Here is a 25,989-nt window from a genome sequence, read left to right on the forward strand (position 1 = left end):
GGGGTCGGGCCCCTATGGATCAGCTGTCCAGGCAGGTGGGGCCGAGCAACACCTTGAGGTCGCCGAACAGCGACGGGCTCGGATTGACCCTCAGGTGCACGGGCAGGCCCATGACTTCCACCCGGGTGTCACCCTGCAGGTGCAGCCGGACTTCGGATTTGCCGCGGTGGGTCCGCAGCACGTCTCCGAGTTCGGTCACGACGGCTTCGGTCGCCTTGTGTGTCGGCATGGTGATCACGAGCGGGCCGTTGAGGCCCTCGCTGAGGTCCGGGACGGACAGTTCCATGCAGTTCAGGGCGACGGCGCCGTCATCGCGGCGCTGCAGCCGCCCCTTGACGACGACGATCAGGTCCTCTGCCAGCACCGAAGCGATGGGCCCGTAGACCTGGCCGAAGAACATGACCTCGACCGAACCGCCCAGGTCCTCGATCTCGGCACGGGCGTAGGCGTTGCCGCTGGCTTTCGCGATCCGGCGGCTCAGTGAGGTGATCATGCCGGCGATGGTGACGATGGCGCCGTCGTGCGGGCCGTCCTCGGCGATGATCGAGGTGATGGACTGGTCGGCATGCTGGCTCAGGACCCCTTCGAGCCCCTGCAGCGGGTGATCCGAGACGTACAGACCCAGCATGTCCCGTTCGAAGGAGAGCTTGTCTTTTTTCTCCCATTCGGGAAGGTCCGGAATTTCGATGCTCAGGGACGCCTCGGATTCGGCCTCGTCGAAACCGGCGAAGAGGTCGAACTGGCCGATCGCCTCGTTGCGTTTGAGGGTGATGACCGAGTCGATGGCTTCTTCATGGATCATGGCCAGGGCGCGCCGGTGGTGGTTCAGGGAGTCGAAGGCGCCGGCCTTGATCAGGGATTCGATGGTGCGCTTGTTGCACACCACGGCCGGGACCTTCACGAGGTAGTCCTTGAAGGACGTGTAGGCGCCCTCTTTTTCGCGGGCCGCCACCATGGCTTCGACGGCGTTGACGCCGACGTTGCGGATGGCCCCCATGCCGAAGCGGATATCGGTGCCGACCGGGGTGAAGTTCAGCGCTGACTCGTTGACGTCCGGCGGCAGGACTGTGATGCCCATGCGCCGGCATTCGTTGAGGTAGATGGCCGATTTGTCCTTGTCGTCGCCGACCGAGGTGAGCAGGGCCGCCATGTACTCCGGCGCGTAGTGCGCCTTCAGGTAGGCGGTCCAGTAGGAGATCACGCCGTAGGCGGCCGAGTGCGCCTTGTTGAAGGCGTAGTCGGAGAACGGCAGCAGGATGTCCCAGAGGGTCTTGACTGCAGCCATGGAGTAGCCGTTGTCCTGCATGCCCTGGGAGAAGCCGGCGAACTGCTTGTCCAGCTCCGATTTCTTTTTCTTGCCCATGGCGCGGCGCAGGATGTCGGCCTGGCCCAGCGTGTAGCCGGCGAGCTTCTGCGCCACGGCCATGACCTGCTCCTGGTACACGATCAGGCCGTAGGTGCCACCGAGGATCTCGGAGAGCGGTTCCTCGAGCTCCGGGTGGATCGGGATGACTTCCTGGATTTTGTTCTTGCGCAGGGCGTAGTCGGTGTGCGCGTTGGCACCCATGGGTCCGGGCCGGTAGAGCGCCAGGACGGCGGAGATGTCTTCGAAGTTGTCAGGCTTCATCAGCTTGAGCAGGGAGCGCATCGGGCCGCCGTCGAGCTGGAACACCCCCAGGGTGTCGCCGCGGGCGAGCAGCTCGTACGACGCCACGTCGTCCAGTTCCAGGGACTCCAGGTCGAGGTCGATCCCGCGGTTCATTTTGATGTTTTCCAGGGCGTCGGAAATGATCGTCAGGTTCCGCAGGCCCAGGAAGTCCATCTTGATCAGGCCGAGGCCCTCGGACGTCGGGTAGTCGAACTGGGTGATGACCTGGCCATCCTGGAAGCGGCGCATGACCGGGATGACGTCGATGATGGGGTCCGAGGACATGATGACGCCGGCCGCGTGGACACCCCACTGGCGTTTCAGGCCCTCGATGCCGAGCGCCGTTTCGAACACCTTGGCGGCTTCCGGGTCCGTGGCGATCAGCTGGCGGAAGTCCCCGGCCTCGCTGTAGCGCTTGGAGTCCTTGTTCTGAATGTCGGCCAGCGGGATGTCCTTGGCCATCACGGCCGGCGGCAGCGCCTTGGTCAGCTGCTCGCCCATGCTGAACGGGTAGCCCAGCACGCGCGAGGAGTCCTTGAGGGCCTGCTTGGTCTTGATGGTGCCGTAGGTGACGATCATCGCGACGCGTTCGTCCCCGTATTTACGCGTGACGTAGTCGATCACCTCGGAGCGGCGCCGGTCATCGAAGTCGACGTCGAAGTCAGGCATGGAGACGCGGTCCGGGTTGAGGAAGCGCTCGAAGATCAGGCCGTGGTGCAGCGGATCGAGGTCGGTGATGCGCATGGCGTACGCCACCATCGAGCCTGCGCCCGAGCCTCGTCCGGGACCCACCCGGATGCCGTTGTTCTTGGCCCAGTTGATGAAGTCGGCCACCACCAGGAAGTAGCCCGGGAAACCCATGGACGTGATGACGCCGAGTTCGTAGTCCGCCTGGGTGCGGACCTTGTCCGGGATGCCCTGGGGGTAGCGGTAACGGAGTCCCTTGTCGACTTCCTTGACCAGCCAGGACGTTTCGTCCTCCCCCTCCGGGCAGGGGAACCGGGGCATGTAGTTGGCGCCGGTGTTGAACGAGACTTCGCAGCGCTCGGCGATCAGGAGTGTGTTGTCGCACGCCTCCGGGTGGTCGCGGAACAGCTCCCGCATTTCCTGCGGTGACTTCAGGTAGTACCCGCTGCCGGAGAAGGCGAAGCGCGAGCCGCCGTTGTCGTACGTCGGCTCCAGGAGGGTGGAACCGGACTGGATGGCCAACAGGGCCTCGTGCGCCTTCGCGTCGTGCTCGTGCGTGTAGTGGAGATCGTTGGTGGCCACGAGCGGAAGGTTCAGTTCCTTGGCCAGGCGCAGCAGGTCCCCCGTGACGCGCCGCTCGATGTCCAGGCCATGGTCCATGAGTTCGCAGAAGTAGTTCTCGGCGCCGAAGATGTCGCGGAACTCGGCGGCCGCTTCGACGGCTTCCCGGTACTGGCCGAGCCTGAGCCGGGTCTGGACCTCACCGGACGGGCAACCGGTGGTCGCAATCAGGCCATCCGCATAGGTGTTCAGAAGTTCGCGGTCCAGGCGGGGCCATTTGCCGAAGACCGAATCAAGGGACGCGATCGAGGAGGCCCGGAACAGGTTCCGCATGCCCACGTTGTTGTAGCTGAGCAGCGTCATGTGGGTGTAGGCGCCACCGCCGGAGATGTCGTCCTTGCGCTGGTTCTCCTCGCCCCAGCGGACGCGGGTCTTGTCCGTGCGCGCGGTGCCTGGGGTCACATAGGCCTCGACGCCGATGATCGGCTTGATGCCCTGGTCCGTGGCCCGCTTCCAGAAATCGAAGGCACCGAACAGGTAACCGTGGTCCGTTGTGGCAAGGGCCGGCATGCCGAGCCGTTCGGTTTCGTCGAACAGTTCACTGAGCCGGGCGGCGCCGTCCAGCATCGAGTACTCGGTGTGGTTGTGGAGATGGACAAACGAGTCGTTGCTGGAAGTCACCGAATCATTCTAGTGCCGCGCGCCGGTCATTCCACGCGGCACTCCGTCGGCCACCCGATTGGACAGGTCCAACCCGGCGGCCACAGGGGCCCGTCAGGCCTGTCCGGACTCCAGGACCTCCAGCGCGTAGCGCAGGTCCTGCGGGTACTCGCTGGTGACCGTGACCCGCTCCCCCGTCCGGGGGTGGTCGAAGGACAGCTGCCGGGCGTGCAGCCACTGCCGGGTGAGTCCCAGCGTGGCGGCGAGCCGCGGGTCAGCGCCGTAGGTCAGGTCGCCCGCGCAGGGGTGGCGCAGCGCGGAGAAGTGGACCCGGATCTGGTGCGTGCGGCCGGTCTCGAGGTGGACTTCCACGAGCGAGGCCTTGCCGAACGCCTCAAGGACCTCGTAGTGCGTGATGGAGTCCCGGCCGTCCTCGATCACGGCGAAGCGCCAGTCGTGGCCAGGGTGGCGGCCGATCGGCGCGTCTATGGTGCCGGCCAGCGGGTCCGGCAGGCCCTGCACGACGGCGTGGTAGACCTTGTCCACGGTGCGTTCCTTGAAGGCACGCTTGAGGGCCGTGTACGCCCTTTCCGTCTTGGCGACCACCATCACCCCGGAGGTCCCGACGTCGAGCCGGTGGACGATGCCGGCGCGCTCCTGTGAACCGGAGGTGGAGATCCGGTAGCCGAGGCCGGCGAGCCCGCCGACGACGGTGGGTCCCACCCAGCCCGGCGAGGGATGGGCGGCCACACCGACCGGTTTGTCGATGACGACAAATTCGTCATCGTCCAGCAGGATGAACAGGTCCTCCACGACTTCCTCCACAATTTCCAGGGGGTCCCGGCGCTCCGGGACGGCGACGTCGAGCACGGTGCCGGGGGCAAGCTTGAGCGATTTTCCGACCGCTTTGTCCTGGCTGATGACGCTGCCCTCGGCGATCAGTGTGGCGGCCTGCGAGCGGGAAATGTCCATGAGTTTCGCCAGCCCGGCATCCACCCGGGTGCCTGCGAGTTCGTCGGGGACCACGAAGCGGAACGATGACGCGGCCGTCGCGGACGCCCCGTTGGCCCCGTCCCCGGCCCCGGCGTCGTCGATGTCTTCCGGGAGGATGTCTTCGGGCAGCGTCCCGGCCGGCAAGGACCCGTCCGGTGTCAGGTCGTCGGGCGTGCTGTGTCCGGGCACCGGGTGCTCAGGAGTCATGTTTCACTGTGTCCTTGGTCGGGTGTGAGCCGTCCAGGGAGATTCCGCGCAGCGTCAGCAGGCAGATGATCACCACGGAGCACACAACGGCTGAGTCGGCGATGTTGAAAATCGCGAAATTGGGAAGCTGGATGAAGTCCACGACGTGGCCCATGGCGAACGAAGGTTCGCGGAACAGGCGGTCCGTGAGGTTGCCGAGGGCACCGCCGAGCAACAGCCCGAGCGCCAGCGCCCACCAGAGCGATCCGAGTTTCCGCAGCTGCGCCAGGATGGCGATCGATACTGCGGTCATGATGATGGTGAACACCCAGGTGACGTTCTCGCCGATTGAGAAGGCGGCACCGGAGTTGCGGATGTAGTACCAGTGCAGCAGCGGCGGCAGGACGGGGATCCGCTCGCCCTCGGTCATGTTGCCGGTGACCCACAGTTTGGTGAGCTGGTCGAAGACGTAGGCGAACAGCGCCAGGCCAAAGAAGACGGCGAGCAGCAGGGCCCGCCGCGGCCGGGGCCCGGCGGGAATGGTTTGCGCGGACTCGGCGGGCTGCGTTGGGTCAGGTGATGGTGCGTCAGTCATAAGGCTTTCGTTCACGAGCCAGTGCGGGGACTGGGAACCGGGTGCTTGGGCACGGCCGCGGGCGGACCCGGCGGTTAATGCCAAAAGCCGGCGGCCGAGGAATCCTCAGCCACCGGCTTTCAGAATACTTGCTAAATACCTTAGCTGCTGGCTTCGACCTCAGGGGCAGCCACGGAGCCACGGGCATCCAGGTCACGCAGCTGGCCTTCGATGTAGGCCTTCAGGCGTGAACGGTAGTCGCGCTCGAAGCCGCGGAGCTGCTCGACCTTGCGTTCCAGGACGGAGCGCTGCTGCTCGAGGGCACCGAGGATCTTGCGGGACTTCTCCTGGGCGTCGTTGACGAGGCTGCTGGCTTCGATCTGCGCTTCGGCGATGATCCTGTCGCGCTGCTGCTCGCCGTCGGCGACGTGTTTGTCGTGCATCTGCTGCGCCATTGCCAGCAGGCCCGCAGCGGACTCGGCTGCCGGGGTGGCGGCGGCGCGTGCCGGGGCAGCTGCCTGCTCGGCTTCCTTCTTCTTGGCAACTTCAGCAGCCTTGGCGGCTTCAGCGGCCTTGGCCTCAGCTTCAGCCTTGGCGCGGTCTTCCTTCTCGGCCTTGACGGGTGCCGGAACCTTTTCCACGACGGGAGCCGCGGCGGCGGAGCTGGCAGGCGTGCCGGCGCCCAGTTCGGCGAGCTTCTTGCGCAGCTCGTCGTTCTCCTGGTTCAGGCGTCGCAGTTCGACGACGATCTCGTCCAGGAAGTCATCAACTTCATCCTGGTCGTAGCCTTCGCGGAACTTGGTCGGCTGAAAGCGCTTGTTGACAACGTCTTCTGGCGTCAAAGCCATCTGGTCACCTCGTTGGTCTAGTTAGTCAGTAGGCCTTCCGGCCGTCAAAACTACGGTACTAAATATGGTCTGGTTCCTCTAATTCAACACCGCAGTGTCAAACCGGAGTTTATATCTGTTTCGGGCCGCGGACCGGGTCCGCCGCCCGCCTACGCTGAGATGGGCTGGGCGAACACCAGGTACTTGGCAACCGCCATGGCTATGGTGACTGCCACGAACAACAGCAGGAAGCCGAGGTCCAGTGACATTCCGCCCAGCCGCAGCGGCGGAATGAGCCGCCGAAGCAGCTTGATGGGCTTGTCTGTGACCGAATACACAGCGTGGGCGGTGACGAGCGCCGCGCCGCGCGGCCGCCAGCTTCGTGCGAACATCTGCACCCAGTCGAAAATCAGCCGGATGATGAGGGCAACCAGGAACAACAGCAGGGCGATATAGACAAGTCCGAAAACAATTCCCATGAGTTAACTCATATCTCCATGTTCATTCCGGAAACCGCAGTGTCCTCTTGATAGTTACGCCTCTATTTCAACACGGATAATTCAGCAAGGATGCCAGACAAGGTGTCCTTGCCTGGCATCCTTCGGGAGAATCCGGATCTAGCTCTGGTTGAAAAAGGCCGCCTGGGTCTCGCTGACCTTCTTGTCGTCGCCGATGACTTCAACGTACGACGGCGACAGCAGGAAGACCTTGTTCGTGACGCGCTCGATGCTGCCGCGAAGTCCGAAGACCAATCCGGCAGAGAAGTCGACGAGCCGCTTCGCGTCCGCTTCACCCATGTCCGTGACGTTCATGATGACGGGGATGCCGTCACGGAAGCTCTCACCGATGAGTTTGGCGTCGTTGTAGGACCGCGGGTGGATCGTGGTGATCTGGCGGAGTCCGGTGTGCTCTTCGCGGCTCGAAGCCGCTCGCTTGATGGGTGTCACAGGTGCGCGATATTCCTCTTCAGCGGCGTAGGACTCTTCCCTGGGGGCCTCGCGGACGGGCGCGGGTGCGCGGCGTTCCTCGCGGTCATGCTCCATGGAATCGTCCTCATCCTTGTGCGATGTTTGGTGCTCGGACTCGTAGTGTTCGTCGCCATCGGCGAGCCCAAGATAGATCATTGTCTTGCGCAGAGCGCCGGCCATGGTCGACTCCTAATCGTGTCCGTCAGCGGGCCGATCAATGACTTAGCAGCCTTGGAATCCCCGCCATTACCTTCCAATACGTTGAACCTACCGCAACGCCGGACGCGGACCGAGAATATCGGAGCCAACGCGAAGGTGTGTCGCCCCGAACCGGACGGCCTCTTCCAGGTCCTGGCTCATGCCCGCGGAAATGCCGGAGGCTCCGGGGTGGACGGCGGTCAGCCGGGCGGAAAGCTCCGCGAGCTTCTCGAAAGCCGGGGCCGGATCCGCACCGAAGGGGGCGACCGCCATCACGCCGGCGAGCCGGAGTCCTTCCGCCCCGGCCAGCTGTTCGGCCAGGGCCGGGACATATGCCGGAAGTGCGCCTCCGCGGTGACCGCCGGCGTCGTCGTCGAGGCTGACCTGGATGAAGCAGTCCAGTGGCTCCCGCCCGGTTCGTTCCTGTTCGGCCGCCATGGCCCTGGCCAGGGCACTGGCCAGCTGCGGCCGGTCCACGGAGTGCACCGCGTGGGCGTACTTCACGACGGACTTTGCCTTGTTGCTCTGCAGCTGGCCGATGAAGTGCCAGCGAAGATCCAGTCCACGCAGCGCAGCGGACTTCTCCGCTGCTTCCTGGTCCCGGTTCTCCCCGACGTCCGCGATGCCGAGTGCGGCGAGCCGCCGGACATCCTCGGCGGGGTGGAACTTGGTGACCACGATCAGCTGGGGCGGGCGCTCCTGCCGTCCGGCGGCCGCAACGGCAGTGTCGATGCGCTGCCGGACGGCGGCGAGCCGCTCCCTGAGCTGTTCCAGCCGGGCATCGGGCCGGCCGGTTGCGGTGTCCGGCCCCCGCGTCGGCTCATTCACCTGGCCGTTCACGGCTGCCCCGTCCCGGCGTCCGTCCAGACGAGCCCGGCGAACCGTCCGGTGTTCGGGTCGCGGCGGTAGGAGAAAAGGTTGGTGTCCTCCAGGGTGCAATGCCCGGAGTATTCGACCACAACGCCGGCGTCCCGCAGCTGGCTGCGGACGGCGGCCGGCAGGTCCAGGCCGGGGGTGCCGCGGGATGAGGTGCACCGGGCCGCGGCCACGCGGGCGGCGACGTCCTCGCACATGTCCGCAGGAACCTCGTAGCAGTTCCCGCAGACGGACGGGCCGATCCAGGCGCTGAGCGCTGACGCGCCGAGCCCCCGCATGCGCGCGACGGCCGCGGGGACCACGCCGGACGCGACGCCGGGGCGGCCGGCGTGCACGACGGCCAGGACGGGGCGCTGCCCGCCGGCCCTGTCCCCCACCAGGACGATCGGCACGCAGTCGGCCACCATCACGGCCAGGGGCTCCCCGAGGGACACCATGGCATCCGCAGTCGGGGCTTCAGCTGTGACGGGATCAGCAGTTCTTGGATCAGCAGTTACGGGATCAGTGGCGGCCCCGATGCCGGCGACGTCGTTGCCGTGCACCTGGTTCATGTACTGGAAGCGACGGGAGCCGAGGCCCAGCGCCACTTCGAGGTCCCTGCGCCGGCGCCCGACATCCGCCGGAACGTCGCCGACATGGAGCGCGAGATTGCCGGCAGCGGCGTCGGTGAAAGCCACCCAGACGCCAGGCCGGACTTCAGCCCGCCACGAGAACACTCAGAACACCGCCAAACTCTTGTACAACTGCTTTGTTTCAGGACTGTGATCCTAACAAAAAACACCATGGCACTGCCGGACAGCAGTGCCATGGTGGTTCAGGATCTACGCCGGGACCTACTTGAGGAAGTCAGGGACGTCCAGGTCATCGGAGTGGCGGCCGGACAGGTCCGGCTCCACTACGGACGGCAGGTCCACGTCGAAGCCGGAGTCTGCCGGAACTGCGGACGGTCGCTGCTGGCCCCAGCCGCCGTAACCCGAGGCGCCGTAACCCGAGGCGCCGACCGTGGCGTGCAGCGGCTGGACGTGGGCCGAGGACGGGGCCTGGACCGGTGCGGGGGCTGCTGCCGGCGCCGCCGGACGCTGCGGGGCCGACTGCGGAAGCGACTGATCCATGGACGGCGAGGTGGCCTTGACGTCGTCGAAGCCGGCCGCGATGACGGTGACACGGGCCTCGTCGCCGAGGGCGTCGTCGATGACGGCACCAAAGATGATGTTGGCCTCGGGGTGGGCGACTTCCTGGACCAGGCGGGCGGCCTCGTTGATCTCGAAGAGGCCAAGGTCCGAACCGCCCTGGATGGACAGCAGGACGCCATGGGCTCCGTCAATCGATGCTTCCAGCAGCGGGGAGGCGATGGCGAGCTCCGCAGCCTTGACGGCGCGGTCTTCGCCGCGCGCCGAGCCGATGCCCATCAGTGCGGAGCCTGCGCCCTGCATGACCGACTTGACGTCGGCGAAGTCAAGGTTGATCAGGCCGGGGGTGGTGATCAGGTCAGTGATGCCCTGGACGCCGGACAGCAGAACCTGGTCGGCGGAACGGAACGCGTCAAGGACGGAGACGTTGCGGTCGCTGATGGACAGCAGGCGGTCGTTCGGGATGACGATGAGTGTGTCGACTTCGTCCCGGAGGGCGTCGATGCCCGCCTCGGCGGAGCCGGCGCGGCGGCGGCCTTCGAAAGTGAAGGGGCGGGTGACAACGCCGATCGTCAGTGCGCCGAGCGAGCGTGCGATGCGGGCCACGACGGGCGCGCCGCCGGTGCCGGTACCGCCGCCTTCGCCGGCGGTGACGAAGACCATGTCAGCGCCGCGGATGACCTCTTCGATTTCCTCGGCATGGTCCTCGGCGGCCTGCCGGCCGACCTCGGGGTTCGCACCGGCTCCCAGGCCGCGCGTCAGCTCACGCCCGATGTCGAGCTTGACGTCTGCATCGCTCATCAACAATGCCTGCGCATCGGTGTTGACCGCGATGAATTCGACGCCGCGAAGACCGACCTCGATCATGCGGTTGACTGCGTTCACGCCACCGCCGCCGATGCCGACGACCTTGATGACGGCCAAGTAATTCTGCGGAGCTGCCACGTTACGTGTCCCTTGTTCGTGTTCTATTGCGAAAACTGATGGAGTCGGGCTTGAAGCTTTCAACCTTAACCTTCGAGTTGAAGGTTATAGTTATGTCAAGTAACTCATGCTGTGACGCTATTTCCTATGTAGATGACATTCAATAACCGGCCCCGCGTGTCGCAGGAATACCGCTGAAATAGCCTCTTTTGGTCCTGCCGTGGTGCCTGCGGCCGGAGGCGGGGCGGGGACAGTGCAGGTCCCGCTGCCCTTCCCCGGCTCAGTGATTCGCGGCTATCGGGTGACCGGGTGCCGGGGCACGCTGACGTCGTAGACCCGGACCGGGTTTTTCGGGTCGGCGGGGGCCTTCAGCAGGGCCTCGAGGACCTTTGCCTTGAGCTCCTTCTCCCCCGCGTTGCCCCACACAATGGTCTGGCCGTCAACGAGTTTGAGTTCGACGGCGTCCGCCGACTTCGCCGAGGCGCTGGAGAGCCGGGCCAGCACGTCGGCGGGCAACGCCCCCAGGACCCCGGTGATGGCATGGAACAGGTCCTTGGGCAGGGTACCGTTTCCGCCGTCGATGACCGGAAGGGGGATCGAGGCCGGGTCCGCGGTGTCGCTGAGCTTCACCCCGTCGGCATCGACCAGCTGGTGTGCCTCACCCTGCCTGACCAGGGCGACCGGCACGCGTTCAGCCACCTTGACCTGCAGCGTCGAGGGCGGGCGGGCCTGGACGGTGACTTCCTTGACCTGGACGAGAGGCTGCAGGAGGGCGGTGACGTCGCCGTCGCTGATCTGCGGCAGCGGCTTGCCCTGCAGCGGCGCGAGGGCCGTCTTGATCTGGTCCGCGGTCAGCAGTTTGGTGCCCTCCACGGTGACCGTCTGCAGCGCCAGGACGGGCGAGTAGACAGCGGCGGCGAGAATCCCTGCGATCAGTACCGCCAGGGCGCCGACGGTACCCAGCAGGATGCGCTTGCGGCGTTTGGCCTTGGGTTCCGGAAAGGTCAATACGTTGTCCGGAGCGGGCGGGGTGCGGACGGCGGGGCCGGTTGCGGCGCTGTCCTTGGACGCGGAGATGACGTCGGCTGACGCCGAGTCACCGCGCTCCGACGGCGGGCGGCCCGCGCCTGCCTTGTAGCCGGGCCTGCGGGTGCTAGGCACCGAAAGAACCGTCGTTGAGGGCCGCCACAATCAGCGGCCCGTAGGCCGTGACGTCGCCGGCGCCGACCGTGAGCACTATGTCCCCCGGCCCCGCGGCGGACACCACCGACTGCACGGCCTCTTCGCCCGGGCCGACGAGCCGGCCGCCGGCGCCAAGGTGTGCGGCGATCAGCTGGCTGCTGACCCCCGGAATCGGGTCCTCGCGGGCGGGGTAGATGTCCAGGACCAGGGCGGTGTCGGCGGTGTTGAGCGCTGCGGCGAACTCCGCGGCGAACTCCCGGGTCCGGGAGAACAGGTGCGGCTGGAAGAGGACGTGCAGCTTGTGGCCGCCGGCCACCGACCGCGCCGCGGCGAGGGCGGCCCGCACTTCGGTGGGGTGGTGGGCGTAGTCGTCGTAGACCCGGACCCCGCGGCCCCCGCCCTTGAATTCGAAGCGCCGGGACGCACCGGTGAAGGCGGCCAGGGCACCGGCGGCAGTGCCGGGGTCCACACCGAGTTCCAGGGCGACGGCGAAAGCGGCCGCCGCGTTGAGGGCGTTGTGCCGCCCGGGAACGTGCAGGTCGAGGGCGAAGCGTCCGGCCGGGGTGGTGATCGAGACGTCGCCCGGGCCGCCGTCGTGCAGCAGGAGCTGGGCGTCACCGCCGGTGCCGTAAAGCACGACGCGTGTGTTGCCGCGCTCGAGTGTCCGCTGGGCAAGTGCCCTGGCTCCGGCGTCGTCCGCGCATGCGACCAGCACACCGTCGGCCGGGAGCAGTGCGGTGAAGCGGTCAAAGGAGGCGTAGACGGCCTCGGCGGTGCCGTAGTAATCGAGGTGGTCAGGTTCGACGTTGGTCACGACGGCGATCTGCGGACGGTAATTCAGGAAGGAGCCGTCGGATTCGTCGGCTTCGGCGACGAAGATCGGGGTGCTGCCGCTGGCGGCGTTGACGCCGAGCGCGGGAACATTCGCGCCGATGGCGAAGGACGGGTCCAGTCCCGCGCCCTGCAGGAGGACGGTGATCATCGACGTCGTGGTGGACTTGCCGTGGGTGCCGGCCACGGTGACGGCGGTGTCCTCCGCCATGGCAGCCGCCAGTGCCTCGGAGCGGTGCAGCACTGGGAGCCCGGCGGCCCGTGCGGCGGCCAGCTCAGGGTTGTCTGCGCGGATGGCCGAGCCGGCGACCACACTTTGCGCGTCACCGAGGTTGGCGGCGTCGTAGCCGACACAGATCCTGGCCCCGGCGGCGGCCAGGTCCGCCATGACCGGGAGGTCCTTGGCGTCTGAGCCGCTGACCGGCAGGCCGCGGGCCACCATGATGCGGGCCACGGCGGACATCCCGACGCCGCCGATGCCGATGAAGTGGACACGTCCGAGGGACTCCCCGGTGCGGGCAGCCGTGCGGGCGTGGTGGTGTTCTGGCTCCGTCATTTCGCTACTGCTTCCTGCTGTGCTGCTTCCAGGACGAGATCGGCCATGCGCCGGTCGGCGTCCCGGATGCCGAGCTTTTCGGCACTGGCCGCCATCCGGGCGAGCCGGTCGGGGTCCTGGAGCAGCGGGATGATGTGTTCGCGGACCCAGCCGGGGGAAAACGTGCTGTCCTCCACGAGCAGGGCGCCTCCTGCCTCCACGAGTCCGGCGGCGTTCAGTGCCTGCTCGCCGTTGCCGATGGGCAGTGGAACGAAGACGGCGGGAAGGCCGACGGCGGCGACCTCGCAGACGGTCGCGGCGCCGGAGCGGGCCAGCAGCAGGTCGGCGGCGGCGTACACCGTTTCCATTCCGTCCACGTATTCACGCTGCTGGTAGCCGGGGGCCGCGAGCGGCTTGCCGCCGGCATCGTGGACGGCCTTGCCGCGTCCGGTGATGTGCAGGGTCTGGATGCCGGCCTCCGAGAGAAGTCCGAGCGATGCGGCGATGGTGCGGTTGATGCTCTGGGCGCCCGAGGAGCCGCCGGTGACAATCAGGGCCGGACGGTCCGGGTCCAGGCCGAGGGCTGCCCGGGCCGCGGGCCGGGCGGCGGTCCGGTCAAGGCCGGAAATTTCCCTGCGCATCGGCATGCCAACGTGCCGGGAGGCGCCCAGGGGTGTTGCTGCGAAGGCCACGGCGACGTGTCCGCCCAGGCGTGCGCCCACGCGGTTCGCGAGCCCCGGGCGGGTGTTCGCCTCGTGGATGACGATGGGGATCTTCCGGCGCCGTGCGGCGAGGTACATCGGGGTGCAGACATAGCCGCCGACGCCGACCAGGACGTCGGCGTCGGCCTCGTCGAGGATGACGCCGGCCTGCTTGACGGCGCCGACCAGCCGGCCGGGCAGCCGCAACAGGTCCAGCGACGGACGTCGGGGGAAGGGCACCCGGCTGATCGTGGCGAGGTCCAGCCCCGCGGCCGGGACCAGCCGGGCCTCCATCCCGCCCGGTGTTCCCACGGCGAGGAGCCGCACGCCGGGACGGGCCTCGCGGAGTGCGTTCGCGATGGCCAGGAGCGGGCTGATGTGCCCGGCTGTTCCGCCGCCGGCAAGGACGACGGACAAAGACAACTCAATGTTCATGGAGGCCTATTTACGCTTTCGTGCAGGATTGCTGGGGGCGGGGGTCCGGGTGGCCGGCTTTCGGCTGGCCGGCGTTCGGGGGGCTGCGGGCTTGGCAGTGGCGGTGCCGACCGCCTTGGCCGCGGGATCCTTCCCGGGCCTGCTGGTGGTGGCGGCCGCGCCGCGCGCAGCGATCCGCTTCCGCAGGGACGCCGCCAGTCCGGCGGGACCGAACCTGAACAGCCGGTCCGGCTGGAGTCCGGGTGCCATCTGCGCCCGGGCCAGGGACAAGACTACGCCGATCGCGCACAGCGACATCAGCAGGGCCGAGCCGCCGTAGGAAATGAACGGGAGCGGGATTCCCACGACGGGGGCCAGCCCGGTGACCACGGCCATGTTGACCGTCGCCTGGCCGAGCAGCCAGACCATGATGGTGCCTGCCAGAACGCGGTGGAACATGTTCTTCTGGGCCACCACGACGCGGTAGATGGCGGTGCCCAGGATGGCGAACAGGACCAGCACCACGAGGGTCCCGACGAGCCCGAGCTCCTCGCCGATGATGGCGAAGATGAAGTCGTTGTGGGCTTCCGGGATCCAGCTGTACTTCTGCCGGCTTTGGCCCAGCCCCACCCCGAACCAGCCGCCCGAGGCGAGCCCGTACAGGCCGTTGGTGGACTGGTAGTTCAGGTCGGAGCCGTCGGCGCAGGTCTGCCCGGTCCAGGACAGGATGCGGCACACGCGGTTGGGGCTGGTGATGGCCAGGATGATGGTACCCGCGGCGAGGATGACGCCGGCAATGCCGAACAGGTAGAGCCGCACTCCGGCGAAGAACAGGGCGGCCGCTGTGATCATCATGACGATCATGGCGGTGCCGAGGTCGTTGCCCATGAGGATGAGTCCGATCACTCCGGCGGCTCCCGGGAGCACGACGGGGACGAGGACGTGCTTCGTCTGGGACAGGAGCTTGGCTTTGCGGTCCAGCACCGTGGCCATCCAGAGGGCAAGCGCCAGTTTGGCCGCCTCGGAGGGCTGGAAGGTGAAGGGCCCGACGTCGATCCAGTTCTGGTTGCCGAGGGCGCTGCGGCCGACGAGCAGGACGAGCCCCAGCAGCACGAACGCCACAATGATGGCGATCCAGGCGCCGCGCTTGAGCCACACGACGTTGACCCGCGAGAGCAGGAACATGCCGAAAAGGCCGATCCCGGCGAACATCCCCTGTTTGAGGGCGGCCGTGTAGGGCGATTCGCCTGCCGCGATGGCCTCGACGCTGGAAGCGGACAGCACCATCAGGATGCCGATCGCCGTGAGCGCGAGGGTGGACCCCAGGATCAGGTAGTAGGTGGAGCCGTTGCGGGACTTCCCCGTTCCTTCCAGGGCGGACCAGAATCCCTGGTACCAGCCCCGGATCCTCCGGCCGGCGGCAAGCGGGCCGGTGTGCAGCCGGACACGCGGCGCCGTCGCGGCGGGTTGCTGTGGTGCGGCCGGTGCGGCCGCGGGGGTACGTGTGGGCGTGCTGACCATTGTTACTCCTCGCTGGTCTGAGCCTGCCCTTCCACGAGCCCGCGGACAGCTTCGATGAAGGCGTCGCCACGGTGAGCGTAGGAAGAGAACTGATCCATGGATGCAGCGGCCGGGGCCAGGAGCACAGTGTCACCGGAGGCGGCGAGCTGCGCCGCCGACGCTACGGCCTGGGCCATCACAGTCTCGCCGAAAATCGGCGAGGGTCCTGCTACGGCGCCGGCCGTTCCGGCAGTCTGCACGTGTTCAGTTTCGCCCTTCCCCGCACCGATCACGGGGACATCCGGCGCGTGTCGCTGCAGCGCGGAGTGGAGATCGCTGGAGTCGGTGCCGATCAGGACCACGGCCTTGAGCCTGCTGGCGTGCTCCTGGATGAGGGGCTCGTAGTTCACGCCTTTGGAAAGCCCGCCCGCTATCCACACAACGTTCTCGAACGCCGAAAGGGACGCGGCGGCGGCATGCGGGTTGGTGGCCTTGGAGTCGTCGACCCACAGGACACCGTTGTGGCGGGCGACGAGCTGGATGCGGTGCTCCCCCGGCAGGTAGTTCAGCAGGCCCTTGCGGACGGCGGCCGGCTCGACGCCGTAGGCCCGCACCAGGGCTGCAGCAGCCAGGGCGTTGGCCACCATGTGCCGCGGAGCCACGGGGCCCAGGTCCGAAACGGAGGCAAGCTCGGCGGCGCTGTCCTTGCGCTCGGCGATGAAGGCACGGTCCACGAGGAGTCCTTCGACGACGCCGAGCATGCTGACGGCCGGCGCGAGGGTTGTGAAGGCCACCGCCCGGCAGCCTTCGACGACGTCGGCGTCCTCCACCATTCGTTCGGTTTCGATCTGCTCGGCGTTGTAGATGCAGGCCTTTTGGGTGTGTTCGTAGACTTTGGCCTTGTCCGCCAGGTAGGAGGCGTAGGAGCCGTGCCAGTCGACGTGGTCCTCGGCGACGTTGAGGCAGACGCTCGCGACCGGCGAGACGGAGTCGCTCCAGTGCAGCTGGAAGCTGGAAAGTTCGACGGCGAAGACGTCGTAGTCCACCGGATCGCGCAGGGCGTCCAGGATCGGTGTGCCGACGTTGCCGACGGCGATAGCTTTCAGCCCTGCCGCCTGAAGCATCGACTCGGTGAGCCCGACGGTGGTGGTCTTGCCGTTGGTGCCGGTGATCGTGAGCCAGTCCGCGGTCTTGCGTCCCTTGCGTTCGCGCAGCCGCCAGGCGAGTTCGACGTCGCCCCAGACCGGGATGTGGGCCCTGGCCGCGGCGGCAAGAAGTGCCTGGTCCGGGCGCCAGCCCGGAGAGGTGACGACCAGGTCCGGCCTGGCACCGTCAATTTGGGGAATGGACTCCACGGCGTCCTCGCCCAACAGGACATCGGCCGCGCCGACGATCCGCAGCGTGTCCGCCTGGGCTTGCGCCGTGGGGCCGGTGGCGGCATCCACCACGACCACGCGGGCGCCCAGTTCGATCAGGGTGTCGGCGGCGGCGAAGCCGGAGATCCCGATGCCGGTGACGACCACCCGCAGCCCGGCCCAGTCGGCGTCCCAGCTGACCAGGCCCTGGAGCCGGGGCGAGGTGGCGAGGGGTACGGGAATAGGACCAGTCACAGCAGTACCACCCATTCGGCGTAGAAGATGCCCATCCCGGCGGCCACAAAGAGTCCGCACAAAATCCAGAACCGGACGACGACGGTGACCTCGGCCCAGCCTTTGAGTTCAAAGTGGTGCTGGAGCGGGGCCATCTTGAAGAACCGTTTGCCCTTGGTGATCTTGAAGTAGCCGACCTGGATGATCACCGAGAGGGTGATCAGGACGAAGAGGCCGCCGATGAAGGCGAGCAGCAGTTCGGTCCGGGACAGGATGGCGAAGCCGGCGACGGCACCGCCGATGGCGAGTGATCCGGTATCCCCCATGAAGATCTTTGCCGGTGACGTGTTCCACCACAGGAAGCCGACCAGGGCCGCGCTGAGGATGGCCGCGAGCAGGGCCAGGTCCAGCGGGTCACGGACGCTGTAGCAGCCGGCGCCGGCCTGCCGCGGGGACCCGCAGGCCTGGTTGCTCTGCCAGATCCCCATCAGGGTGTAGGCGCCGAAAACCATAATGGACGCGCCGGCGGCGAGACCGTCGAGGCCGTCCGTGAGGTTCACGCCGTTGGTGGCGGCGGTGATGATCAGGTTCGACCACAGCACGAAGAGAATGGCGCCGACGACGGTGCCGGCGAAGGCCAGGTTCAGCCACGGGATATCGCGGACCAGGGAGATCTGGTAGGACGCCGGTGTCGCGCCGCCCTCGTCCGGGAACTGCAGCGCCAGGACCGCAAAGATAATGCCCACAGCGGCCTGCAGGATCAGCTTGGCCTTGGCGTTCAGGCCCAGGCTCCGCTGCTTGGAGATCTTGATGAAGTCATCCAGGAAGCCGACCAGGCCCATGCCGACCATCAGGAACAGCAGCAGCAGGGCCGAGGCGGACGGGCCCGGTGACGCCGGGTTGATCAGCCACATGACGAGGTGGGTGATGCCGTAGCTCGCGAGCACCGCCAGGACGACGACGGTGCCTCCCATGGTGGGGGTGCCGCGCTTGGTGTGGTGCGAGGTGGGTCCGTCATCCCGGATGAATTGCCCGTAGCTCTTCCGGACCAGGAAGCGGATAAAGACCGGGGTGCCCAGGAAGGCAAACAGCAGGGCCAGCCCAGCGCCCATCAGCAGTGCAATCACAGCAGCGCACTCCCTTCAGTGGCGGTTCCGGCAGCGGTCCCGGGGGCTTGTGGGGGTAATGCTATCCGATCGCCCAAGTGCCGCAGCCCGATGCTGTTGGAGGACTTGAACAGCACCAGGTCACCGGGCTCGAGCTCGGCCTGCAGCAGTTCGTAGGCTTCCTCCGCGGTCTCGGCGAAGACGCACTCGTTGCCCCAGGACCCCTCGTTGACGGCGGAGACGTAGAGCGAACGTGCCTCGCGTCCGACGACGACGAGCCGGGAGATGTTGAGCCGGACCACCTGCGTGCCCACGGCCATGTGTTCGCGGATCGAATCCGGGCCCAGTTCCAGCATTGCCCCGAGCACGGCCCAGGTCCGGCGGCCCCGTCCGAGGTCGGCGAGGGTCCGCAGCGCGGCGCGCATGGATTCCGGGTTGGCGTTGTAGGCATCGTTGATGACGGTGACGCCGTCGGCCCGCTCGGTGCGTTCCATCCGCCAGCGGCTGGCGGCCGTCTGGGCGCTGAGGGAGGCGGCGATCCGCGGGGCGGGGACGCCGGCGGCGTGGGCCGCGGCCGCCGCTGCCAGGAGGTTGGCGGTGTGGTGGGCACCGATCAGCCTGGCTGAGACGTGGTACCCGGCGCTCCCGCCCGGCAGGAACAGTTCGAACTCGGGGCTGCCGGCGGCAGTCAGCCCGACGCCGACTGCCTGGACGGCGGCCTGCTGGCCGTCCTTGGCGGGCTGGGCGGAGAAGCCGAGGACCGGCGCGGAGGTCCGCGACGCCATGGCGGCGACGCGGGCGTCGTCCAGGTTGAGGACGGCGGTGCCGCCGGCCGGAAGGGCTTCGACGAGCTCGCCCTTGGCGAGGGCGATGTTCTCGACACCGCCGAATTCGCCGGCGTGGGCCGTGCCGACGCCGAGAACCACGCCGATGTCGGGGCGGACCATCTCGGCGAGGTAGCGGATGTGGCCGACGCCTGTGGCACCCATCTCGATGACGAGGTAGCGGGTGTCAGGACCGGCCTTGAAGACGGTCAGCGGGACCCCTACTTCGCCGTTGTAGGAACCCTGCGGGGCAATGGTCGCACCTTCCGCGCCGAGGATCCCGGCCAGCAGGTCTTTCGTGGTGGTCTTTCCGGCCGAGCCGGTGATGCCAATCACGGTCAGCGGCTCGCCGGTGGCGGCGCGGCCGGCGCGGATCCGCCGGACTGCCTCCGCGGCGAGGGCGCCCATCGCCAGGACCGAGTCCTGGACCACAACGGCGGGGTAGGTGCGCCCTGCGCTGTCCGTGACGTCATGCTCGACGAGAGCCAGCACGGCGCCGCGTTCGAAGGCCGCGGCGACGAAGTCGTGGCCGTCGGCGCTCTCCCCCGGCTTGGCGACGTAGAGGGAACCCGGGGTGGCTTCGCGGGAGTCGGTCACCACGGATCCGGGAGTAATGCCCGGTTCGGCGGCCAGCCGGCCTTTGGTTATGTCGGCGATTTCCGCCGCGGTAAATGCAATCATCTCGGTTTAGGACTCTATCCGCTGGTCTTCGAGAACGGTGAATCCCCGGGCTGTCAAGGCGGAGCGGAGCTCCACCCTGTCGTCAAGGGCGAGGTTGACGCCCTTGACCTCCTGCCAAATTTCGTGGCCCCGTCCGGCGACGAGGATCGTGTCGGCCGGGCCGGCGAGTTCCACGGCCTTCCGGATGGCGGCGTCGCGCGGGAAGACCTCAAGGATGCTGCACTCCAGCCCCTCACGGTCTTTGGCCCCGATCGCACCGGCCAGGACGTCGGCGCGGATCCCCGCGGCGTCCTCATCGTGCGGGTCGTCGTCGCTGACAATGACGGTGTCGGCGAGCCGTGCGGCGATGGCTCCCATGGCGGGCCGTTTGCCCTGGTCCCGCTGTCCGGTGGCACCAAAGACGACGACCACCCGGGATCCCGGCTCCGGGGAGCGGACGGCCTCGAGGGCCCGGGCCAAGGCGTCCGGGTTGTGGGCGAAGTCGACCACCGCCGCGGGGGCGGTTGAGACGAGCTGCATGCGGCCTGGAACAGCGACGGTGAAGGGGTCGGCCGCGTCGAGGGCGGCCTGGACGGCGGCGGCACCGTGGCCGCCCGCGAGCACCATGGCCGTGGCCAGCGCGGCGTTGGCGACATTGAAGCTGCCGGGCAGCCCGGTGTGCACGCGCAACTGGGTGCCATCGCGGTGGCGCAGGGTGAAATCGGTACCGAGTCCGCGCGGGACCGGTGTGCGCACCATCCAGTCCGCTTCCGCGGGGACTCCGGTTGCCCCGCCGGCGGAGTGTGTGGCCAGTGTGGTGACCGGGATGCCGGCGGCGGCGGCGAGCTTGACGCCCCAGTCGTCGTCGACCGTCACGACGGCGGTGCGGGCCCGCCCGGGGGTGAAGAGCTGCGCCTTCGTCTGGAAGTACTCCTCCATGCTCCCGTGCAGGTCAAGGTGGTCCTGGGTCAGGTTGGTGAAGCCGACGACGTCGAACACGACCCCGTCCACGCGGTGGAACGCGACGGCGTGCGAGGAGACCTCCATCGAGGCCGCATCGAGGCCGCGTTCGCGCATGAGGGCCAGCAGGGCGTGGACGTCGGTGGACTCGGGTGTCGTGAGGAGGCTGGGAATGGGTTCGCCGCCGGCCAGGATCTCGATGGTGCCGATCAGCCCGGTCTTCTTTCCGAGCGCCTGCAGCAGGGCGTTGATGAAGTACGTGGTGGTGGTCTTGCCGTTGGTGCCCGTGACGCCGTAGAGGGCCGGGGCCGGGGAGTCGTCCGGCCTGCTCCGGTAGATCAGGGCCGACAGCGCGCCCACGAGGCTGCGGGGTTCCTCCGCCAGCAGCACAGGCACGGCGATGTCGTGGGAGAAGACCAGCAGGCGCGCGCCGGCGTCGTCCGTCAGCACGGCGGCCGCCCCGGCCTCCACGGCCTGGGAGACGAAGTCGGCACCGTGCCGGCTCGCGCCTGGCAGGGCAACGTAGAGGTCTCCGGGCTGCACGGTACGGGAATTCAGCGAGATCCCGGTGACCGCGACGGAGCCGGACGTCCCGGGGACAACGACGCCGATCGAATCACCGATGGTTGCCAGCGGCACGGCAGCAACCGCCGTGGGCCGGAAGCCCGGGGGGGACCCCGGACCGGACGACGCGGCGGAAGCGCCGGGGGCATTCTGATCTGACACGTGGATCTCCGTTGGTGGTGCTGGTGGATCTGGCGCTGCGCACGGAGGAATACTCCGGCCCGCAGGCTCAGTTATCCGGTACAGGTTCGTGGCGGACGTTCGTGGTGCTGGTTCTCGCGCGGTGCTACTTGGCGTACTGCGGAAGCCGGACGGGCTGACCGGTGGACGGCGGGACGTTGAACGTCCGCAGCGCCTGGCTCATGACGGACCGGAAGACCGGTCCATTCGAGATTCCGTAGATGTCGCCCTTGGGCCGTTGCAGGACCACTTCAACAATAAACCGCGGATTGTCCATCGGCGCCATCCCCACCATCGATGCAGTGAAGCCGCAGAAGCCGGCGGTGCCGTCGTCGCACGGCGATTGCGAGGTGCCGGTCTTCGCCCCGACCCGGTAACCGTCCAGCCCTGCTTCCTTGATCTGGCCCTCCGTGACGGCGCTCTCGAGGATGTCCCGCACCTGCCGGGCGGTGTCCGGGGAGACTATTTCCCGGGGATCCTGCACAGGCGCCTTTTCCTCGGAGCCGTCCGGGTTGATGTAGCTGTCGATCAGCCGCGGCTGGAGCATCACGCCGTTGTTGGCGATGCTCTGGAAGGCCCGGACAGTCTGGAGCGTGGACTGCGAGACGCCCTGGCCGAACAGCACCGTGTACTCCTGGCGGCCGTCCCATTGCTCATAGGGAGTCAGGATACCCTGGGCCTCGGCGGGGAGGCCAATGTCTGGCGCTTCCCCGATGCCGAACTTCTTCAGCCAGTTGTAGCGCTGTTCCTTACTGAGCCGCTGGCCGGCCATGACCGTGCCGGTGTTCATCGACCAGCCCAGGATGCCGGCCAGGGTGCGGTCTTCGGTGCCGTGGGTGAAGGAGTCATTGAACGACTGCCCGTCCACGGTGTACGACGGCGGGATGGTGAACTTGTCCAGCGGGCTCGACTTGCCCTCCTCGATCAGGGCGGAGGCCGTGATCATCTTTTCCACCGAGCCGGGCTCGTAGGCGGCAGTCACGGCGCGTACGCCGCGGTCCTTGGCATCGACCTTGCCGGGGTCGTTGGGGTCCGGGGAGTTGGTGTCCGCCATAGCGATGATGTTCCCGGTTCTGATGTCCTGGACGATGACGACGCCCCACTCGGCGCTGAGTTTGTCCCGCTGGCTCTGGATGGCCTGCTGGGCGAAGTACTGGAGGTCCGAGTTCAGCGTGAGCCTGATGTCCTTGCCGTTCACAGCCGGGGTCAACTGGTCCACTCCGACCGGGATGCGCAGCCCGTCGGCACCGATTTCGAACAGCCGTTTGCCGGGGGCGCCCTTGAGGATCTCGTCCTGGGTCTGTTCCAGGCCGGCCTGGCCCGTGGTGCCGTCCTTCAGGAAGCCGACGATCCCGCCGGCCACCGAGCCGTTGGGGTACACCCGTTTGCTGGTGCCTTCGGTGACGATGCCTGGAATCTGGAGCTTGGAGATGCGGTCCTCGACGTCGGGCTTCAGGTCTTTGGCCACGATGAAGTAGCGCTGGTCCCCCGTCAGTGCGTTCTTGACGGTGTCCCTGTCCATGCCCAGCACGGTGGCCAGTTCGTTGATGCCCTGATCCCGGGAGACCTTGACGAGCGCATCCTTGCCGTCCACCTGCTCCAGCCGGCGGAATGACTCGGTTTTGGTATTGACAGTCTGGTCGACAACGAGGTTGTAGCGGATCACGCTGCTGGCAAGGACATTGCCGTTGGCGTCCAGGATGCTGCCGCGCTCGGCGGGCAGTTCAATGGGCGTGAGCCTGTTTTGGAGCGCGGCCTCGGCCATGCCTCCGACGTCAAGACCCTGGACCAGGAAGAGTTTTCCGCCGACGACGAGCAGGAGCGTCAGCATGACGCCGAGGCCCAGCCGCAGCCGCCGGGTCGCGCTTGGCGTTTTCGCCTTGCGTGCCTTGCCGGTGTTCTGCGCCACGATGTTTCCTTGCTGCTTGCCTGGCTGGTGGTCCGTCCTGCGTTACTGTCCGGGGACCTTCTGCGCGGGCGCGGGAACGGATCCCCCATGGAGTTCGACTGCGGGGGCGGCCGGGACGGCCGGCGGGGCCGCTGCCGCCTCGGCTGCTGGCTCAGCGGCCGGCGGCGCAGCGGCTGCGGGGGCAGCTGCGGCAGCAGCTGCTGCCGCCTCAGGAAGCTTGCGGTTTGCGAGCGGCTCTTTGACAGTGGCGGGCGGGACGACGCTGAGTTGTCCGGCCACGGCCGGAGCGGCGATGACGGCGCCGGGGGCGTCACCCTTCACCGCGGGCTTGGCCTTGCCCGTGACGGTCAGGGTGGAAAGGTCGATCTGGCCCTTGGTGGTGGAGGCGACCATGCCCAGCTCGGTGGCCTTGGCGGCCAGGTTCTGCGGGGCGTCGAAGTTCTGCACCTGCTGGGTCAGGTCCTGGTTCTGCTTGGTCAGCGTGGACTGCTCGCCGCGCAGCTGCACCAGCTGGTACTGGGCGGTGGAAACGGAGATGTTGAGGACCAGCACGGCCATCAGCGCCCCGGCGAGGAGGCCGAAGCAGAGCACGACGAACGGCGCGCGGCGTTTGCGCGGGGCTGACCGGACGAGGGAGAGCGGGGTCCGGGTTTTCCGGGAGGGGCCGGTGCCGGGAGTGATCCCGGGCAGGGCGCGGGCCGTCGCGCCTGTGGCAACGGGGAATCTGTTGACAGCGGCGGTGCTCATGCGGCCCTCCTGGCTTTGATGCGTTCCACGGCGCGGAGCCTGGCGGAGGCGGCGCGTGGGTTCTCGGCGATTTCGGCGGCGGTGGGCACCTCGGTGCCCTTCGTCAGGGTTTTCAGCTCGGCCTTGTGCTCTTCCAGTTCCACGGGGAAACCGAGCGGCGCGGAGGATTTGGATCCTGCCTGGAAGAAGCCCTTCACGATCTTGTCCTCCAGCGAGTGGTAGGACATGACCACAACGCGGCCGCCGACGGCGATCGCACTGATGGCCGCGGGGACTGCGCGTTCCAGCACGTCGAGTTCTTCGTTGACCTCGATCCGGAGCGCCTGGAAGGTGCGCTTCGCGGGGTGTCCGCCTGATTTCGCAGCGCCGGCGGGGACCACATCACGGATCTGCTCGACGAGCTCCCCCGTTGTGGTGAAGGGCTTCGCGGCGCGGGCGGTGACGATACGGTTGGCGATCCGGCCGGCGAACTTCTCTTCGCCCCACTTCCGGATGATCCGGACCAGGTCTTCTTCGCTGTAGTTGTTGACGACGTCGGCGGCAGTCTGCCCGCGGCTGGTGTCCATGCGCATGTCCAGCGGGGCGTCGAACGAGTACGCGAAGCCGCGTTCCCGCTCGTCCAGCTGGAGCGAGGAGACTCCGAGGTCCATGAGGACCCCGTGGACTTCCTCGAAGCCGAGGTCCGCCAGGATCTCAGGGATTTCGTCGTACACGGCGTGCACGAGGTCGATCCGGCCGGCGAAGGGCTCGAGGCGCTCCCCCGCGAGGGCCAGGGCTTCCTCGTCACGGTCGATGCCGATCAGGTGCAGGTCCGGGAAACGCTGCAGCATTGCCTCGGAGTGGCCGCCCATGCCGAGGGTTGCGTCAATGACGACGGGGGTCTCGCCGCGGCTGCGTGCCGCTTCGAATCCCGGTGCCAACAAATTGATGCACCGGTCCTTGAGGACCGGTACATGTCGTTCGGACGTAGGCTTCGACTGGTCAGGGTCCGTCATGCCTGCGTCCTTTCGTTGTCCGGCTGGTTCGTGGAGTGCGGTTGCTGGCTTCGCGTGCCGCTTCTTGATCCAGATCCCCATCCGCGCCTACCCTGCGTCCGCCTGGCTCCGGGGAAGTGAGCCAGGAAAACAGCCGGATGGGCGGCTGGAGATCTCGATCAAGAATCGTGCAGTGCTGCTTGGTTCCAGTGGGGGTTCAGAGAATCCCCGGTATTGCGTCGTCGGTCTCCGAGAAGGCCGTTTCCTTTTCAGCGAGGTACTCGTTCCAGGCCTGGGCGTCCCAGATCTCCGCCCGGGTTCCTGCACCGATAACGGCGAGTTCCCGGCCGAGCCCTGCGTACTCCCGGAGCGCCGGCGGAATCGTCACGCGCCCCTGCTTGTCAGGCACCTCGTCGGAGGCTCCAGAGAGGAAAACGCGGATGTAGTCGCGAGCCTGTTTGCTGGAGATTGGCGCCTCCCGCATTTGCTCGTGAACCCGGCCGAATTCCGCCTCACTGAAGACGTAGATGCAACGTTCCTGGCCCCTTGTGAGAACCAGTCCGCCAGCGAGCTCCTCGCGGAACTTGGCGGGAAGGATGATTCGACCTTTTTCGTCCAGACGCGGCGAGTGTGTGCCGAGAAACACGGCCCACCGCCTGTCTGTTCGTAGGAAGCCCAACGTCCCCTGTGCTGCCACTACCCTCTTACGTCCTCCACATTACTCCACATCGCTCCACAGTCAACGACACGCCGAAGGATTCTGCGTCAATTTGTGGAACCACCCGCCGTCCAGTTCCCTGCAATGACAGGGACCTGGGCGTCGTGGTGGAAAGTGGAGGGATTGTGGCGGGCTGCGGCCGCCTGCCGGCCGGCGCGGGGCCAGGGCAGGGCCTCACCGGCCCGGTGCGGCACCCTGCGGCCCGTGTTTCGGCAGAAGAGCCGGCGTTCCGGGTTGTTTATGTGTCGCAAACAGAAAAAGACCCGCCGGAGCGGGTCTTTTGTGCCACGTGCTTTTTCCTGTGGTGGAAAGTGGAGGAGAGTGATGGAAGGCTGCTGGCTGGGGAACGATGCGCCGATCCGC

At 67.4% G+C, this 25,989-nt stretch carries 21 protein-coding genes; all 21 read right to left on the minus strand.

Features of this window, described 5'->3' with window-relative positions:
- Nucleotides 1-19: 19 nt before the first annotated feature.
- The 21 genes from dnaE to mraZ all read right to left on the minus strand — a co-directional run bounded on the left by dnaE (nt 20) and on the right by mraZ (nt 25,554).
- Nucleotides 20-3,577: a DNA polymerase III subunit alpha gene (gene dnaE / locus ACZY0Y_RS10670; RefSeq protein ID WP_463882628.1), complete on the minus strand. Its 3,558-nt coding sequence runs from the start codon at nt 3,575-3,577 to the stop codon at nt 20-22.
- A 93-nt stretch (nt 3,578-3,670) separates the two neighbouring features.
- Nucleotides 3,671-4,756 carry an RluA family pseudouridine synthase gene (locus ACZY0Y_RS10675; RefSeq protein ID WP_463957905.1) on the minus strand — a complete coding sequence of 362 codons (1,086 nt, stop codon included), beginning with the start codon at nt 4,754-4,756 and terminating at the stop codon, nt 3,671-3,673.
- On the minus strand, nt 4,746-5,330 hold the full coding sequence (gene lspA, locus ACZY0Y_RS10680; protein WP_463882624.1) for a signal peptidase II: 585 nt from the start codon (nt 5,328-5,330) through the stop codon (nt 4,746-4,748). Before lspA ends, ACZY0Y_RS10675 begins: the two co-directional genes overlap by 11 nt.
- A gap of 140 nt (nt 5,331-5,470) precedes the next feature.
- A complete protein-coding gene (locus ACZY0Y_RS10685) occupies nt 5,471-6,157 on the minus strand; it encodes a DivIVA domain-containing protein (protein ID WP_463882621.1) in 687 nt (228 codons plus the stop codon).
- A gap of 149 nt (nt 6,158-6,306) precedes the next feature.
- On the minus strand, nt 6,307-6,615 hold the full coding sequence (locus tag ACZY0Y_RS10690) for a YggT family protein (protein WP_463882618.1): 309 nt from the start codon (nt 6,613-6,615) through the stop codon (nt 6,307-6,309).
- Between the two features lie 138 nt (nt 6,616-6,753).
- Nucleotides 6,754-7,284 carry a cell division protein SepF gene (locus ACZY0Y_RS10695; RefSeq protein WP_463882615.1) on the minus strand — a complete coding sequence of 177 codons (531 nt, stop codon included), beginning with the start codon at nt 7,282-7,284 and terminating at the stop codon, nt 6,754-6,756.
- 87 nt (nt 7,285-7,371) lie between these two features.
- A complete protein-coding gene (locus tag ACZY0Y_RS10700) occupies nt 7,372-8,142 on the minus strand; it encodes a YggS family pyridoxal phosphate-dependent enzyme (RefSeq protein WP_463957907.1) in 771 nt (256 codons plus the stop codon).
- Nucleotides 8,139-8,894, minus strand: coding sequence for a purine nucleoside phosphorylase YfiH/LACC1 family protein (locus ACZY0Y_RS10705; protein ID WP_463957909.1), 756 nt, complete (start codon nt 8,892-8,894; stop codon nt 8,139-8,141). The genes ACZY0Y_RS10700 and ACZY0Y_RS10705 overlap by 4 nt, the downstream gene beginning before the upstream one ends.
- A 117-nt stretch (nt 8,895-9,011) precedes the next feature.
- Nucleotides 9,012-10,253: a cell division protein FtsZ gene (gene ftsZ / locus ACZY0Y_RS10710; protein WP_463957911.1), complete on the minus strand. Its 1,242-nt coding sequence runs from the start codon at nt 10,251-10,253 to the stop codon at nt 9,012-9,014.
- Nucleotides 10,254-10,526: 273 nt separating this feature from the next.
- Complete coding sequence (locus ACZY0Y_RS10715; RefSeq protein ID WP_463957913.1) at nt 10,527-11,393, minus strand: cell division protein FtsQ/DivIB; 867 nt, start codon at nt 11,391-11,393, stop codon at nt 10,527-10,529.
- Complete coding sequence (gene murC / locus ACZY0Y_RS10720) at nt 11,386-12,801, minus strand: UDP-N-acetylmuramate--L-alanine ligase (RefSeq protein ID WP_463957915.1); 1,416 nt, start codon at nt 12,799-12,801, stop codon at nt 11,386-11,388. The genes ACZY0Y_RS10715 and murC overlap by 8 nt, the downstream gene beginning before the upstream one ends.
- Complete coding sequence (gene murG / locus ACZY0Y_RS10725) at nt 12,798-13,916, minus strand: undecaprenyldiphospho-muramoylpentapeptide beta-N-acetylglucosaminyltransferase (RefSeq protein WP_463957917.1); 1,119 nt, start codon at nt 13,914-13,916, stop codon at nt 12,798-12,800. The genes murC and murG overlap by 4 nt, the downstream gene beginning before the upstream one ends.
- A 6-nt stretch (nt 13,917-13,922) precedes the next feature.
- Nucleotides 13,923-15,416 (minus strand): putative lipid II flippase FtsW, encoded by a 1,494-nt coding sequence (gene ftsW / locus ACZY0Y_RS10730; protein ID WP_463957919.1) that lies wholly within the window; start codon nt 15,414-15,416, stop codon nt 13,923-13,925.
- A 2-nt stretch (nt 15,417-15,418) separates the two neighbouring features.
- On the minus strand, nt 15,419-17,020 hold the full coding sequence (murD, locus tag ACZY0Y_RS10735) for a UDP-N-acetylmuramoyl-L-alanine--D-glutamate ligase (RefSeq protein ID WP_463882596.1): 1,602 nt from the start codon (nt 17,018-17,020) through the stop codon (nt 15,419-15,421).
- Nucleotides 17,002-18,111 (minus strand): phospho-N-acetylmuramoyl-pentapeptide-transferase, encoded by a 1,110-nt coding sequence (gene mraY / locus ACZY0Y_RS10740; RefSeq protein ID WP_463957921.1) that lies wholly within the window; start codon nt 18,109-18,111, stop codon nt 17,002-17,004. The genes murD and mraY overlap by 19 nt, the downstream gene beginning before the upstream one ends.
- Complete coding sequence (locus ACZY0Y_RS10745) at nt 18,108-19,595, minus strand: UDP-N-acetylmuramoyl-tripeptide--D-alanyl-D-alanine ligase (RefSeq protein WP_463957922.1); 1,488 nt, start codon at nt 19,593-19,595, stop codon at nt 18,108-18,110. Before ACZY0Y_RS10745 ends, mraY begins: the two co-directional genes overlap by 4 nt.
- A gap of 6 nt (nt 19,596-19,601) precedes the next feature.
- Nucleotides 19,602-21,260 (minus strand): UDP-N-acetylmuramoyl-L-alanyl-D-glutamate--2,6-diaminopimelate ligase, encoded by a 1,659-nt coding sequence (locus tag ACZY0Y_RS10750; RefSeq protein ID WP_463957924.1) that lies wholly within the window; start codon nt 21,258-21,260, stop codon nt 19,602-19,604.
- A 124-nt stretch (nt 21,261-21,384) separates the two neighbouring features.
- Nucleotides 21,385-23,187 (minus strand): peptidoglycan D,D-transpeptidase FtsI family protein, encoded by a 1,803-nt coding sequence (locus ACZY0Y_RS10755; protein ID WP_463957926.1) that lies wholly within the window; start codon nt 23,185-23,187, stop codon nt 21,385-21,387.
- A gap of 42 nt (nt 23,188-23,229) precedes the next feature.
- Nucleotides 23,230-23,934: a cell division protein FtsL gene (gene ftsL, locus ACZY0Y_RS10760; RefSeq protein WP_463882584.1), complete on the minus strand. Its 705-nt coding sequence runs from the start codon at nt 23,932-23,934 to the stop codon at nt 23,230-23,232.
- Complete coding sequence (gene rsmH / locus ACZY0Y_RS10765; RefSeq protein ID WP_463882582.1) at nt 23,931-24,929, minus strand: 16S rRNA (cytosine(1402)-N(4))-methyltransferase RsmH; 999 nt, start codon at nt 24,927-24,929, stop codon at nt 23,931-23,933. Before rsmH ends, ftsL begins: the two co-directional genes overlap by 4 nt.
- A 196-nt stretch (nt 24,930-25,125) precedes the next feature.
- The gene (gene mraZ / locus ACZY0Y_RS10770) at nt 25,126-25,554 is read right to left on the minus strand and encodes a division/cell wall cluster transcriptional repressor MraZ (RefSeq protein ID WP_160666519.1); all 429 of its coding nucleotides are present in this window, start codon (nt 25,552-25,554) and stop codon (nt 25,126-25,128) included.
- Between the last annotated feature and the right edge of the window lie 435 nt (nt 25,555-25,989).

Source organism: Pseudarthrobacter kochi, from assembly GCF_055412805.1.

What these genes read in the sequence shown, in the direction of transcription:
- ACZY0Y_RS10675 (WP_463957905.1), bottom strand. Translation starts at nt 4,756, where the DNA reads ATGACTCCTGAGCACCCGGTGCCCGGACACAGCACGCCCGACGACCTG.
- lspA (WP_463882624.1), bottom strand. Translation starts at nt 5,330, where the DNA reads ATGACTGACGCACCATCACCTGACCCAACGCAGCCCGCCGAGTCCGCG.
- ACZY0Y_RS10685 (WP_463882621.1), bottom strand. Translation starts at nt 6,157, where the DNA reads ATGGCTTTGACGCCAGAAGACGTTGTCAACAAGCGCTTTCAGCCGACC.
- ACZY0Y_RS10690 (WP_463882618.1), bottom strand. Translation starts at nt 6,615, where the DNA reads ATGGGAATTGTTTTCGGACTTGTCTATATCGCCCTGCTGTTGTTCCTG.
- ACZY0Y_RS10695 (WP_463882615.1), bottom strand. Translation starts at nt 7,284, where the DNA reads ATGGCCGGCGCTCTGCGCAAGACAATGATCTATCTTGGGCTCGCCGAT.
- murC (WP_463957915.1), bottom strand. Translation starts at nt 12,801, where the DNA reads ATGACGGAGCCAGAACACCACCACGCCCGCACGGCTGCCCGCACCGGG.
- murG (WP_463957917.1), bottom strand. Translation starts at nt 13,916, where the DNA reads ATGAACATTGAGTTGTCTTTGTCCGTCGTCCTTGCCGGCGGCGGAACA.
- ftsW (WP_463957919.1), bottom strand. Translation starts at nt 15,416, where the DNA reads ATGGTCAGCACGCCCACACGTACCCCCGCGGCCGCACCGGCCGCACCA.
- murD (WP_463882596.1), bottom strand. Translation starts at nt 17,020, where the DNA reads ATGGGTGGTACTGCTGTGACTGGTCCTATTCCCGTACCCCTCGCCACC.
- ACZY0Y_RS10745 (WP_463957922.1), bottom strand. Translation starts at nt 19,595, where the DNA reads ATGATTGCATTTACCGCGGCGGAAATCGCCGACATAACCAAAGGCCGG.
- ftsL (WP_463882584.1), bottom strand. Translation starts at nt 23,934, where the DNA reads ATGAGCACCGCCGCTGTCAACAGATTCCCCGTTGCCACAGGCGCGACG.
- rsmH (WP_463882582.1), bottom strand. Translation starts at nt 24,929, where the DNA reads ATGACGGACCCTGACCAGTCGAAGCCTACGTCCGAACGACATGTACCG.